At 44.6% G+C, this 12,305-nt stretch carries 14 protein-coding genes; 12 read left to right on the plus strand and 2 right to left on the minus strand.

From position 1 onward, the window contains the following. The first annotated feature begins 89 nt into the window (after nucleotides 1–89). The 9 genes from spoIID to ACQ4XT_RS07835 all read left to right on the plus strand — a co-directional run bounded on the left by spoIID (nucleotide 90) and on the right by ACQ4XT_RS07835 (nucleotide 9,488). Complete coding sequence (spoIID, locus tag ACQ4XT_RS07795; RefSeq protein WP_446853178.1) at nucleotides 90–1,115, plus strand: stage II sporulation protein D; 1,026 nt, start codon at nucleotides 90–92, stop codon at nucleotides 1,113–1,115. Nucleotides 1,116–1,968: 853 nt separating this feature from the next. Further along, nucleotides 1,969–2,889 (plus strand): stage II sporulation protein SpoIIQ, encoded by a 921-nt coding sequence (gene spoIIQ / locus ACQ4XT_RS07800; protein WP_446853179.1) that lies wholly within the window; start codon nucleotides 1,969–1,971, stop codon nucleotides 2,887–2,889. A 342-nt stretch (nucleotides 2,890–3,231) separates the two neighbouring features. Next, complete coding sequence (spoIIID, locus tag ACQ4XT_RS07805) at nucleotides 3,232–3,513, plus strand: sporulation transcriptional regulator SpoIIID (RefSeq protein WP_160910936.1); 282 nt, start codon at nucleotides 3,232–3,234, stop codon at nucleotides 3,511–3,513. Nucleotides 3,514–3,768: 255 nt separating this feature from the next. After that, nucleotides 3,769–4,767: a rod shape-determining protein gene (locus ACQ4XT_RS07810; RefSeq protein WP_446853180.1), complete on the plus strand. Its 999-nt coding sequence runs from the start codon at nucleotides 3,769–3,771 to the stop codon at nucleotides 4,765–4,767. A gap of 30 nt (nucleotides 4,768–4,797) precedes the next feature. Beyond that, nucleotides 4,798–5,622 (plus strand): flagellar hook-basal body protein, encoded by an 825-nt coding sequence (locus tag ACQ4XT_RS07815; protein ID WP_446853181.1) that lies wholly within the window; start codon nucleotides 4,798–4,800, stop codon nucleotides 5,620–5,622. A gap of 17 nt (nucleotides 5,623–5,639) precedes the next feature. Beyond that, nucleotides 5,640–6,461, plus strand: coding sequence for a flagellar hook-basal body protein (locus ACQ4XT_RS07820; protein WP_446853182.1), 822 nt, complete (start codon nucleotides 5,640–5,642; stop codon nucleotides 6,459–6,461). Nucleotides 6,462–6,482: 21 nt separating this feature from the next. Further along, complete coding sequence (locus ACQ4XT_RS07825; protein ID WP_446853183.1) at nucleotides 6,483–6,818, plus strand: DNA-directed RNA polymerase subunit beta; 336 nt, start codon at nucleotides 6,483–6,485, stop codon at nucleotides 6,816–6,818. Between the two features lie 247 nt (nucleotides 6,819–7,065). Continuing rightward, entirely contained in the window at nucleotides 7,066–8,397 is a 1,332-nt protein-coding gene (locus tag ACQ4XT_RS07830) for an FAD-dependent oxidoreductase (RefSeq protein ID WP_446853184.1), read from the plus strand. Further along, on the plus strand, nucleotides 8,394–9,488 hold the full coding sequence (locus tag ACQ4XT_RS07835; RefSeq protein WP_446853185.1) for a class I SAM-dependent methyltransferase: 1,095 nt from the start codon (nucleotides 8,394–8,396) through the stop codon (nucleotides 9,486–9,488). The genes ACQ4XT_RS07830 and ACQ4XT_RS07835 overlap by 4 nt, the downstream gene beginning before the upstream one ends. Nucleotides 9,489–9,532: 44 nt before the next feature. On the opposite strand, the gene ACQ4XT_RS07840 is transcribed toward ACQ4XT_RS07835, so the two are convergent. Continuing rightward, nucleotides 9,533–9,679 carry a lmo0937 family membrane protein gene (locus ACQ4XT_RS07840; RefSeq protein ID WP_115823967.1) on the minus strand — a complete coding sequence of 49 codons (147 nt, stop codon included), beginning with the start codon at nucleotides 9,677–9,679 and terminating at the stop codon, nucleotides 9,533–9,535. A 145-nt stretch (nucleotides 9,680–9,824) separates the two neighbouring features. Here ACQ4XT_RS07840 and fabZ point away from each other — a divergent pair, with 145 nt between their 5' ends. Both fabZ and ACQ4XT_RS07850 read left to right on the plus strand, forming a co-directional pair. Then, nucleotides 9,825–10,247: a 3-hydroxyacyl-ACP dehydratase FabZ gene (gene fabZ / locus ACQ4XT_RS07845; RefSeq protein WP_226592680.1), complete on the plus strand. Its 423-nt coding sequence runs from the start codon at nucleotides 9,825–9,827 to the stop codon at nucleotides 10,245–10,247. A gap of 508 nt (nucleotides 10,248–10,755) precedes the next feature. After that, the gene (locus tag ACQ4XT_RS07850; protein ID WP_446853186.1) at nucleotides 10,756–11,052 is read left to right on the plus strand and encodes a hypothetical protein; all 297 of its coding nucleotides are present in this window, start codon (nucleotides 10,756–10,758) and stop codon (nucleotides 11,050–11,052) included. 235 nt (nucleotides 11,053–11,287) lie between these two features. On the opposite strand, the gene ACQ4XT_RS07855 is transcribed toward ACQ4XT_RS07850, so the two are convergent. Then, a complete protein-coding gene (locus ACQ4XT_RS07855; RefSeq protein WP_146817560.1) occupies nucleotides 11,288–11,467 on the minus strand; it encodes a YjfB family protein in 180 nt (59 codons plus the stop codon). 210 nt (nucleotides 11,468–11,677) lie between these two features. On the opposite strand from ACQ4XT_RS07855, the gene ACQ4XT_RS07860 reads away from it, so the two are divergent. Beyond that, a complete protein-coding gene (locus ACQ4XT_RS07860; protein ID WP_089652041.1) occupies nucleotides 11,678–12,298 on the plus strand; it encodes a hypothetical protein in 621 nt (206 codons plus the stop codon). Nucleotides 12,299–12,305 lie beyond the last annotated feature (7 nt).

Genomic DNA, 12,305 nt, shown 5'->3' on the forward strand with positions numbered 1-12,305 from the left:
GAAATAGGTAAGCTTTTTTAGTTCTATCATCTTCTATTTCTGGATACATTTTTAGTAGAGGGATTTACTATGTAACCAGGAGGATGCGGATGAAAAAAAACAATGGAGTCGGAATACTTGCTGTATGTGGTTTATTCACAATAATACTTATCCTACCAACGATGATCGTCGTCCCATTTACGAATTCCGGGGGTACAGAAGAAGTGAAGGAAACTCCGCAAACAGAAGAAGTAGCGAGCGTGGAGGACTCTCCGTTTGCGGTCAAAGTATTACGCAGCACGACAAAAGAGATCGAAGAAGTTCCCTTGGAAAGTTATGTTGCTCGAGTCGTAGCTTCTGAAATGCCCGTAAACTTCGAAATGGAAGCACTGAAAGCTCAAGCCCTTGCTGCAAGGACTTATATTACCCGTCACTTGGTCCAGGGTGAGAAAGTGTCTTCAGAAGCAGATGTTACCGATACGGTCAGCCACCAAGTTTATAAAGATGAAGATCAATTGCGAAGCCAATGGAAAGACAATTATGAAGAGAACATGAAAAAAATCACAGAAGCTGTCCACGCAACCAAAGGAGAAATTATTACGTACGATCAACAGCCTATCACGGCAGCTTTCTTTTCAACGAGCAATGGCTACACTGAAAATGCAGGAGATTATTGGGAGCATGACATCCCCTACCTTCAAAGTGTGGAAAGTCCATGGGATCAGGAATCACCGAAATTCGCTGATCAAAAAATCATCACAGTTGCAGAGCTTGAACAGACCTTAGGTGTAAGCATAGGGGCAGGAATAGAGCAGACAACGATGACGAAGACAGAAGGAAACCGTGTAGATGAAGTCCACTTTGGCGACCATACGTTTTCCGGAAGAGAAATCCGTGAAAAGATCGGACTCCCATCCAGTGACTTCAGCATCAAGCGAAAAGGGGAACATGTCATCTTCACAACGAAAGGCTATGGCCACGGTGTTGGAATGAGCCAGTACGGTGCCAATGGCATGGCGAAATCAGGCAAGGATTACAAGGAAATCATCCATCACTATTACCAAGATACAGAAATCGCTCCACTAAGCACACAAACGGCTTCGTTAACCATTGAAAAAGAAGACCCAGTAAACTAAAGAGCTGCCCAAAGCAGCTCTTTTTTCTTTGTTCAAACTTATTGTCTTCAACAATATGGCAGGATTGTGGAAAACATGATTTCGAGACTTACCGGGTTCGTTGTCCAGGTTGAGCGCCAGGGGTGGCTGGGAAGCTACTCGCTTTCCTGTGGGGGAGTGCCGAGCTTCCTCGGACTTCGTCCTGCGGGATCTCGCCTATCTCCTTTCTCCCACGGGAGTCTCGCAGCTTCCCAACCACCCCTATCAGAAGGAGAAACGAACCCCTTCACTGTGGGAGAGTATGCTTTTCACTATCCTGGTGTTTGTAAGCATAAAACGCTCTATAATAAGCTTTCCACATACAGAATGGCTTCATTGGGAGTTGATTTCCTTTTAATTACAAAGTGAATGAGAGTAGCTTATCCCAGAAGTGGTTTCGAGAATATTATATGGTAAAGGGGCGGAGGGGGATGGCGAGACTCCTAACTTAAGTGTGCAGGCGCCTCGATCAGCGGCGTATGGACTGGACTGAGCTGGCGGAGATAAAGGAAACACGAAGAACGGAGTGATTCGATGTTGACTTATCGTACAGAAGCGAGGGAAGTCTCACTAGCCGCTAGGCGCCGGAACCGGATATCGAAGAGGAAGAAAGTGCATGGTGAGACCCCACAGGACGCAGTCCGAGGAGGTCACCGCGCTCCCGCGGAAAGCGAGTTATTCCCCGCAGCCCCCATCCACTCAAAAAAAGTTTCGAAACTGAGTAATAAACAAACGGGAGCGATTCTTGTACAAATACTCTATGATTTATAAATTTTTTCCTGCGAATGTATATAATCCCAAATAAGTGTTCAGAATGGTTTTTGAGGTGATGAACATGAAAGAAGAAGGTAAGAAAAGCGTGACTAAATTAAAGTTCAAACGCTTGATGCGCAAGAAGTGGTTGTACCCAGCATTGTATTTGTCAGTGGCTGCATTGGTGCTTGTCGGAGTGTTCTGGTATCAGCAGGGAGCTAGTGATTTGGAAGACCAAATCGCAGAGCAACCAGATTCCAAAGTCCAAGATGAGTTTTTGACGGCAGATAATGAGAAAGATACTGTACCAGTCATGGAACATCAGGAAAACCTGGAAATGCCTGTAGCTGACGAAAAGGCAGCATCCATTGTCACTAAATTCTATGATTACGACGCTTCCGAGCAAGATCAAGAAAGTGCACTGGTCCTATACAACAATAAGTATTACCAAAGTGAAGGCGTAGACATTACTAGAGAAGATGGAGAAGCTTTTGAAGTGACAGCAGCTCTATCAGGAACAGTTACAGAAGTTAAAGAAGATCCGCTATACGGCAATGTTATTGAAATCACACACGATGAGAACATCTCAACTGTGTATGCTAGTTTAGAAGATGTCGATGTATTAGCAGGATCTGATGTAGCACAAGGTGAAGTTCTTGGTTCTGCAGGTAAGAACTCCTTCGGTCAAGCGAGTGGAGTCCACGTACACTTTGAAGTACGCAGTGACGGCCAGCCTGTAAACCCTGAAGAGTTTTTCGGTCAGCCAATGAGTAAGATCATTGAAAATGCCGGAGAAGAAGTTAAGAAAGAAGAAGAAGCTCCGGCTGAAGAGCCACAAGAAGATGGCGAAGAGCCTTCTGAAGGTACAGAGCAGTCTTCTGACGATGCAGAGCAGTCTACGGACGAAGAATTGAATACGGATGAAGATCCAGCTGGTTCTGAAGATGAAGAGCAAACACCAGATGAAGATAGTGCCTCTTCCATCTCTACCACACAGACTTAAAAAATGAGGGTTCTGCCCTCATTTTTTTTATTTACAGCGCGGTATCAGTTTGATTGAGCAATGCGTTTAAGTATATATGAAGCCCTTTGTGATACATAAGATGAAGAAATGGTTTTAAATAGTGTGCAGGAAGCATGAATTTACAAGAAATCACCTCAGCCCTTGCATCATCTGGCATATCTTAGAACTTTTATTAATACAATGAGGATAACCGAGCACTCGGTAACATCCAGGGTGATCCAGCATGATTTAACTTCCAGAGTAAACACCCACACAACATAATTGAACCGCTTTCCTAAGAATCCCACCCCCTTGGATAGTCAATCACAGGAGGCGAGTGGAGTGCATGATTACATCAAAGAGAGGACCATCAAGATCGGAGAGCACATTATCGAAACGAAAAAAACGGTGAGAGTGATTGCGAAAGAGTTTGGAGTTTCTAAAAGTACGGTTCATAAAGACTTGACCGAAAGACTTCCGGAAGTGAATCCCGAACTTGCCAAGGAAGTGAAAAAGATACTCGATCACCATAAAGAAATACGCCACCTCAGGGGTGGAGAAGCCACCCGTAGAAAGTACAAATCGCAATTTGTGGACGATCAACCTGTTCAACCTCTCGCATGAACACTGTTTTCCTCCCTTTGTCACATTTCCTCGATATTTGGTAACTTTTTTCATATCTCAAGAGACGGATGTCGTAATTTTGTGATAGAATAAAGAACTAGATGTGCATGATTTAAATCGAAAATAGAACTTGAAACAATAGGGAAATATAAGTTGAAGGAGATTGATCTCCATTGCCGGTGTAACGTAACGGATTACGAGGGTCCTGTACGTTACTTGGATTATGTTTTTTACAATAGGGAGGATCTACAGAACATGTTTGCGAGAGATATAGGAATTGACCTGGGTACTGCGAACGTACTCATCCACGTAAAAGGTAAAGGAATTGTATTGAATGAACCGTCGGTGGTTGCCATGGACCGTAATACTGGGAAAGTGCTTGAGGTAGGTGAAGAGGCCCGCCGGATGGTCGGACGTACGCCAGGCAATATTGAAGCCATCCGACCGCTGAAGGACGGTGTCATTGCAGATTTTGACGTTACTGAGGCGATGCTGAAGCACTTTATCCAAAAGACGAACGTGAGAGGATTCTTATCAAAACCGCGCATGTTGATCTGTTGCCCAACGAACATTACGAAAGTGGAGCAAAAAGCGATCAAAGAAGCGGCTGAGAAATCCGGTGGTAAAAAAGTATATTTAGAAGAAGAGCCTAAGGTAGCAGCGATTGGTGCCGGTATGGATATCTTCCAACCAAGCGGGAACATGGTTGTCGATATCGGAGGTGGCACAACGGATGTCGCTGTTTTATCCATGGGTGATATTGTCACGGCTTCTTCCATTAAAATGGCCGGTGATAAGTTTGACCATGAGATTCTACAATACATTAAGAAAGAGTATAAACTGTTGATCGGGGAGCGGACAGCTGAAGATATTAAGATCAGTGTAGCCACGGTTTTCCCTGGTTCAAGAAACGAGGAAATTGAAATTCGTGGTCGAGACATGGTGTCTGGATTACCACGAACAATCTCCGTCAATTCTGAAGAAATTGAAAGATCTTTACGTGAATCTGTACAGGTGATTATTCAAGCAGCGAAACAAGTGCTGGAACGTACACCACCTGAATTGTCTGCGGATATCATAGACCGTGGAGTCATTATGACGGGCGGCGGGGCTCTTTTGCATGGCATTGACCAACTGCTCGCGGAAGAGCTGAAGGTTCCTGTGCTCGTAGCTGAATCTCCGATGGATTGTGTCGCTACAGGTACAGGCATCATGCTTGAAAATATCGATAAGCGTATTTCTACGAAGCTATAGTTTATTTGGGACGGAAGGAGTGAAGACACCTTGTTAAGGGGATTTTACACAGCAGCAGCAGGTATGATGGCCAACCAGAGGATGCAGGAAACGTTGTCGAATAACATGGCGAACGCGTACACACCAGGGTACAAAGCAGACCAGGGGACGATGCGTGCTTTTCCAGAGCTATTGATCGAGCGGATGGGAAGCAAGACGATCCCGACGAAGAATGGATTCAAAGTACCTGATGCCGGACATGTAGGATCCCTTAATACAGGTGTGTATATGCAGGAAGCCGTTCCTTCTTTTATACAAGGAGACTTGAAAGAAACAGGGGTGGGGACAGACCTTGCCCTTGTACAAAATGAGGGGCCTGACGAATCCGGTTCCCTTTTCTTTCGTGTCCAAAATGAGGATGGGGAAGAAAGATACACACGTAATGGGAACCTCACCGTGGATGGCGAAGGTTTCTTGACGACAAACCACGGGTATTATGTTTTGGATAGAAACGGTGATCCGATCGATGCGGGTGGCATGGAATTTAAAGTTTCAAAAAATGGTGAACTTACCGTAGGTGGACAGGCTTTCACCCTTGGAGTGTCCTACACAACGGATGCTTCTCAAATGGTCAAAGAAGGGAACGATCTGTTTCGTCTTTCTGAAGAGGGCAGCATCATTGTGAATCCTGGAGCGGAAGAGGGCGTGGGTTACTCCATCCATCAATCTCATCTGGAACGTTCTAATGTCGATCCGAACAGAACAATGACAGAAATGATGAATACATACCGTTCATTCGAAATGAACCAGCGTGTCTTAAAAGCTTATGATCAAAGCATGCAAAAGGCTGTAACGGAAATCGGAAGAATCAGTTAAGGAGTGTGGCAACGTACATGAATCGTTCAATGATCCAATCGGCTGTGACGATGGGACAACTGCAGAAGAAGCTGGATCTTGTCGGAAACAACTTGTCCAACAGTGAAACGACGGGATACAAAAGCCGCAACGCCGATTTTTCTTCATTATTGTATCAACAAATCAATAACCAGTCTCATTCTGATGCAGAGGTCGGCCGGGTCACACCAGAAGGCATCCGTATTGGTTCAGGTGCCATGCTTGGGCACACAAACCTTGACCTGACTCAGGGAAGCTTGAACAACACTGGCCGGGAACTCGATTTGGCTTTATTGGAAGATCGTCATATGTTCGGCCTCCGAGTCACAACAGAACAAGGGGAGGAAATTCACTACACCCGTGCTGGAAACTTCTATTTGAACCCGGTTGATGATGGTCAGTTGCTGCTGACAGATGCGAATGGCTATCCTGTCATCGGAGCGGACGGTGAAAATATTATACTTGAAGATAACTTTCAAGCAATCAATATCGATCCAAATGGAAGAATTCTCATCACAAGAGACCAAAACCAATTGGTTGAAGGCACGTTGAATGTAAGTGAAGCTGTCCGGCCACGTATGTTAGAATCGGTAGGGGCGAATCGTTTCCGTATTCCTGCCAATGTAGAAGAGGATGGAATTATGGGAGATGTGCTTTCTGGAGATGTGAAAATGCAGTCCCAGACGCTCGAAACATCGAATGTGGATGTAGCGAAGCAAATGACAGAAATGCTGATGGCTCAGCGTGCATATCAATTCAACGCCAAATCCATATCCACAGGCGATCAAATGATGGGGCTTGTGAGTCAACTGAGATCATAAACGTAAGGAGTTTGACGGACCATGGCAACAGATCCTAAATCAACAGGCAAAAAGCTAAATAAAGATCAGGAAAAAGCAAAAAAGCGTCAAGCTTTAGATGAAGCCACGAAGCAGAAGCCAGCAAAAGCATCGTCCAAAAAGCAGAAATCGGAAGCAAAAGAGAAAGCTCCGAAAAAAGGACGGCGGCGGGTCCTGCCGATCTGGCTGCGTATCATCCTTGTCCTTCTTTTCAGTGCGGCTGCCTTACTGATTGGATTGATGGTCGGATATGGAGTCATTGGTGATGGAAACCCGGCAGACGCGCTTGAAATGGATACATGGCGCCATATTTGGGATATCGTTACGAAAACAGAATAATCTCTAGCTTGTACTTCATTCTATGATATGAGCCTATTCAATATGCAGAACACGAGTCGTTACGGCTCGTGTTCTTTTTAGTTGCATTTGTACTTTTCTGATCACATATTCCGGCACCATCACCGTGTTTCCCTTACCTGACTTTTTTCGGCCCGCACACGTCAAGGGGCGCATCAAATGTTTTCAAGCTATGGATTAGGGAATTACATCCGTACAGAGGACAAAGCAGCGGGGAGGGATCATAATCATGAAGACGGATGTATTCATTGCAGGCGGTGGAGTAGGAGGGCTTGCTCTTGCTGCGAAGCTGGCCAGCCGTGGTGTCCATGTGGTCATAGCGGAGCAGCTCAAAAGAGAATCTCCTGTTTATAAAGGCGAACTTCTGCAACCGAAGACATTGGCTATTCTAGAAAGATTGAATGTACTGGACGAAGTGGAAGAGAACGGGCATGTCATCGACCAGCTGCGCTTTCAGGAAGTTCATCGCAACCGTGGCAGTACCCCCGAAGAGATCAACCTCACAGAGCTGAGCTACAGCCGTGTGGCAAGCATCTACGATCATGCTCTGATGGTACCGCATGAAAAAACAAAAGAGATTCTCAGGAATAAGGGGAAGGAGTTCGATGAATTTTTCCATTACCTTCCCGGAGCAAGGTTTATGGGTTTTGAAAAAGGGATGGCAAAAGTGAAGCGGAAGAAGGAGACATTCTACGTCCAGGCTCAAGTGTACATAGGAGCAGAGGGACGAAGCTCACCGACGCGTGATGCGATGAATGTCCACGTTAAAAGAAAAGACTACAATCATCACTTTCTCACTGTGACCATTCCCCGGCCGGAATCATTTACAAAGGGGAAGATCATTACGACATCCAGCTGTTTTCTAGGGTTATTCCCTCTGCCTGACAACGAAGTGCGAACGGTGTTTTTAATCAAAGCGGGAGAATATAAAAGAATCCAGGAAAAAGGGTTGGAATCCCTCTACCAAGCCTACAGTGAACTCGAGCCTGAGCTTGCAGAAGGAGTGCGGACCATTGAAGAATGGAAAACGGTCCAACTGATGATTCCGTTTACGTATCATGTTGATCGGTATTATTCAGGAAACTTAGCCATCATAGGGGACGCGGCGCATACCGTTCACCCTATGGCGGGAGAAGGGATGAATCTTGCCATACAGGATGCCGATGTTTTAGGTGAACTTCTGGCTTGGTGTAAGGAAGAGGGAAAAAAATACACCGACTACCTTCATTATTACGAAGATGTTCGCAGACCCCGTGTAGAATTTTTACTCAACTTGAGTCACTTATCCGCTCTTGTGTATTCGTTCCAATACGAATGGTGGAGAAAATTCCGAATGAAAGCTGTCCAGAGAATCTATGATGATGACCAGCTTCACGTCAAACAAATGCTGAACATTTCAGGGCTCGGAAAATGGGATTTCAGTTTGGTGGACAGAGCCGTCCAAGGCAGTATGCTTCCACCGCGACGAAAAAGGGTATCAGATCAAAAACAGCGTCAGTATCTCTTTTCTGAAGCAGAAGATTATCCTTGGAAAAGAAACGAGAAAGGAAGGATATCATGAATGAATGGGTAACGGCGATGCAGGCAAGGAAATGGATGAAAAAGAATGAATCGTTCCTGCCAAGCTGGCATGCTTACGTGGGCTCAGAACTTGGTCTTTTTGATGAATTCAGGACAGCAAGAACGGTTGAAGCAATCAGTGAGAAAACAGGCTATCCGTATGACCTTCTTGCCTCGTGGGTTAAGGTGGGAGTGGCGGTCAAGCATTTGAAGAAACGCCCGAACAACCGCTATCGTACATCAAAGAGAAAATGTGCAAGCTTGATGGGAGATGACCAGTCACCCGGTGTCAAAGCCTTATTGAAAGAAATGATGGAATTACATCTGCCGACATTGTTGAAGTATCCAGACATCATGAAGTCCCATGAACGGGCGGAATTCAATCATGAACGCCATGGAGAAGTGGTAGCCGAAACATCTGCCCTGCTTGAGCATTTTGCCATTAAGAAAATCAAGCGGATGATCAAAGATAAAAAAGTGGCTTCTGTCGTAGACTTAGGTTGTGGGCATGGGGGTTACTTAAGGAAGCTTGCTATGGAATATCCCCACCTTGAAATGATCGGGGTGGATATCAATCAGAAGGTCATTGAGAAAGCACGTAGTTTATCAGAAGGTTATCCGAACATCAGTTTCGAAGTTGGGGATATCAACGAGTGGACACCTCGGGATGGCGAGAAAGTGGACGTGGTTCTCCTGCATAACATCTTCCACTATATCCATCCGGAAGACCGCAGGGGTTTATTGAACCACCTCCATACCTATGTGAGGAAACAAGGACTGATATCTGTCATTACTCCAATCAATGAAACGGAACACGGAGAAGCGTTTTCTTCAGCATTTAACAGCTTTTTTGTCGCTCACTCCAACCTTTTTGCCCTGCCAAACAAAGGAGAGTTGAAAGAGCTCTCTCAAAACTGCAAATATGAACTTTTCGATCTTGATCCGATCATTAAAGAAGGATCGTGGTACACGTTCTGGTTGAGCCCGACCAGTCCAGTAAGGGAAATGAAGCATACGCAAATGGCAGGAAGTAGTGAACAAACCCTCTCTACCAGCACTACCACTACAAATGAACTGACGCGCAGCTCATAAATAAAACCGCTATGGAAACGTCCATAGCGGTTTCGTTTGTTTAACTATAATCGTCCACGGCCTTGCACTAGTCTGACAATGAGAACGACGAGGGCTACCACAAGCAAAATGTGAATTAAGTTTCCAGCGATCCCTCCAAGTAAGCCTAGCAGCCATAGGACGAGGATAATAATTAATATCGTCCAAAGCATCTTAGTGGCCTCCTCCTTGTAATAGGTGAACTTACTTGTATATTTTCCCTAAAGCGCTTATTTAAAACGAGCCCTTAGAAAAAACTTTGTTCCTGGCTTGTGCTTCTTTTATAATGAAAGCATGGAATAGGAAAGGAGTCTGATTATGCTAGATATACAACAAATTAAAGAAATCATCCCACACCGTTATCCATTTCTACTGATTGACCAAGTAGAAGAGATTGTAGAAGGTGAGCGCGCAGTCGGATACAAGAATGTAACAATGAACGAACCCTTCTTCCAGGGACACTTCCCTGACTACCCTGTAATGCCGGGGGTGCTGATCACGGAAGCGATGGCGCAAATGGGTGCTGTAGCGATGCTGAAAAAAGAAGAAAATCAGGGCAAGCTTGCCTTTTTCACAGGAATCGACAAATGCCGTTTCAAGCGTCAGGTCAAGCCTGGTGACCGTTTGAAATTGGAAGTGGAAATTGTCCGTTTGAAAGGTCCTGTAGGAAAAGGAAAAGCAACAGCCTCCGTCGATGGAGAAGTCGCATGTGAAGCTGAAATCATGTTTGCACTGAAATAACCATAAAAAAGAACGCAGCCGCCGCTGTGTTCTTTTTTAGTTTATGGCAGGATTGTGTAAGACTCGATTTCGAGATGTTTGTGTGGATTTAGGGGCTCCGGGAAAAGGTTCGCTTTCCGTGGGCGAGTGATGAGCCTCCTCGAGCTAACGCTCTGCGGGGTCTCATCTACCACGCACTTCCCACAGGAGTCTCACCGTTTCCCTCCGCCCCTTTGCCATATGAGGTTCTCGAAATCCCTCTTATAGTACCCTGCCTAAAACTCTTTTAAATCTTGCTTAAACCGCGTTGATATAGGCTTCTCAACCATAAAAGCTCCTATTGCTGGAAGATAGTTTCGAGAATTTCTTCCCGCAGCCCCACCCACTCAAAAAAAAGTCTCGAAACGGAGTCTTCCACAATCGGGAGCTTGACTTGAATAAGGAGGTAGAAAAAAATTTAGTATATATGGATGAACTTACAGGATATGGACATAATAGTTTGGGAAATCATTAAAAGGAGGAAACAACGATGAAAGCATTACTATTGAAACTTTTGGTCGCGTTTTTTGCCGTATCCCTACTAGGTGCTTGTGCTTCTGAAGAGGAGCCACAAGAAGAAGAAAACAACATGGAAGAAGAAGAAAATATGGAAGAAGAAAACAACAATGAAGAGGGCAACATGGAAGAAGACGGTATGGATGAAGAAGGCGATATGGGTGAAGAAGAAGAAGAAAAAGAACAAGATGATATGACAGACGGTGAAAACGGCGAAGACGGCATGACTGATGACGGTGCAACAACTGACGAAGAAAATAATAACGAATAAAAAAAAGCCGCATTCTCAGCGGCTTTTTTTCATGGAAAGAAAAGTGGAAATGGCGATCATACAGACTCCTCCAATAGTGAAGACAGGAGTGAAAAACCTCCATACATTTAAGGGCTGGAGGAGGTAGATACCTATTCCAATCATAAATAAGGCGAAACCGCTCAGAGCCAGGCGTTGTCCGATGTAAACCACCCCTTGAAGGGGAGACAGTAAGAAGCCCTTGTCTCTCCCTTTTTTATCCTCTCAAATCAATTCTGTTGCCGAGATCAGGGTGAGGAACGGATTGTTTAAGCATTTCAACCATTTGGTTCCCCTTTTCTTCTGCATCCCCTTTTACTTTATCCATCAACGCTAAACTGGATTGTTGTTTCAGGCTTGTCGTACTCATAGCCATGGATAGTGCTGCGATGTCCATCTTATCCCTCCTTCTCTTATACCATCGGTTGGTTCCTAATAAACGATAAGCAAGATTCCGCACCAACTATATCTTAGTCCGGATCTTTGAAAACCTTTGGAAATCGTTAGAATCTTATGTAGAATGGAAGTAGAAATATTCATAAAAACTTTACAATCAGGAGTTTTCAGGTTTCTCATGTGTGGAATAAGCGAATAGAGGTGATTATTGATGAAATACAGAACGGCAAGCGACCTGAAAGATTTAATTTTGGAGGACTATGAAAAAGTGGTGAACCGCATTCCATTGGAAAAACTGGATGTGTATCTCTATCTTCATACTGTCTTTCAAGATACTTATGTGCCTGACGATACGCTCTATCAATTCATCTTTCGGCATTTCTTCCGCCTGGACAATCCAAGTCTGACGAAGGAGTTTGAAACGTACTATTTCAAACTGATGGAAGAACAACGTGGATATGAACGCCCTAACATCGTCCACATTACGAAAAGTCTTTACGAGGTAAAAAATCACAAAGGAAACCCGACGATGCAATTTCCATTAGCTGCTTCTATGCTGCATACCATTAATCCGAGTTTCCCAACCTACGATAGTGATATTGTCAAAGCCTTCGATTACTCATCCACGTATCATTTATCAGGTTTTGATAAAAAGATGAAGCGCTATATCGGACAGTACCAACATACATTCCGAACGTATGAGGAACTCCTGGAAGATGAAGCTCTGGAACCTGTTTTTGCGCACTTTGATGAACGTTTCCCGGGCTATGAACTCCCGAAAGTCAAAAAGCTGGACTTGATCGTCGCCCAACTCGGTAACAACCTTCAATAGTAAAGGA

The organism is Halobacillus sp. 12SKB (genome assembly GCF_052941655.1).

Coding starts and splice junctions, on each gene's coding strand:
- spoIID (WP_446853178.1), top strand. CDS start 90: ATGAAAAAAAACAATGGAGTCGGAATACTTGCTGTATGTGGTTTATTC.
- spoIIQ (WP_446853179.1), top strand. CDS start 1,969: ATGAAAGAAGAAGGTAAGAAAAGCGTGACTAAATTAAAGTTCAAACGC.
- ACQ4XT_RS07810 (WP_446853180.1), top strand. CDS start 3,769: ATGTTTGCGAGAGATATAGGAATTGACCTGGGTACTGCGAACGTACTC.
- ACQ4XT_RS07820 (WP_446853182.1), top strand. CDS start 5,640: ATGAATCGTTCAATGATCCAATCGGCTGTGACGATGGGACAACTGCAG.
- ACQ4XT_RS07825 (WP_446853183.1), top strand. CDS start 6,483: ATGGCAACAGATCCTAAATCAACAGGCAAAAAGCTAAATAAAGATCAG.
- ACQ4XT_RS07830 (WP_446853184.1), top strand. CDS start 7,066: ATGAAGACGGATGTATTCATTGCAGGCGGTGGAGTAGGAGGGCTTGCT.
- ACQ4XT_RS07835 (WP_446853185.1), top strand. CDS start 8,394: ATGAATGAATGGGTAACGGCGATGCAGGCAAGGAAATGGATGAAAAAG.
- ACQ4XT_RS07840 (WP_115823967.1), bottom strand. CDS start 9,679: ATGCTTTGGACGATATTAATTATTATCCTCGTCCTATGGCTGCTAGGC.
- fabZ (WP_226592680.1), top strand. CDS start 9,825: ATGCTAGATATACAACAAATTAAAGAAATCATCCCACACCGTTATCCA.
- ACQ4XT_RS07850 (WP_446853186.1), top strand. CDS start 10,756: ATGAAAGCATTACTATTGAAACTTTTGGTCGCGTTTTTTGCCGTATCC.
- ACQ4XT_RS07855 (WP_146817560.1), bottom strand. CDS start 11,467: ATGGACATCGCAGCACTATCCATGGCTATGAGTACGACAAGCCTGAAA.
- ACQ4XT_RS07860 (WP_089652041.1), top strand. CDS start 11,678: ATGAAATACAGAACGGCAAGCGACCTGAAAGATTTAATTTTGGAGGAC.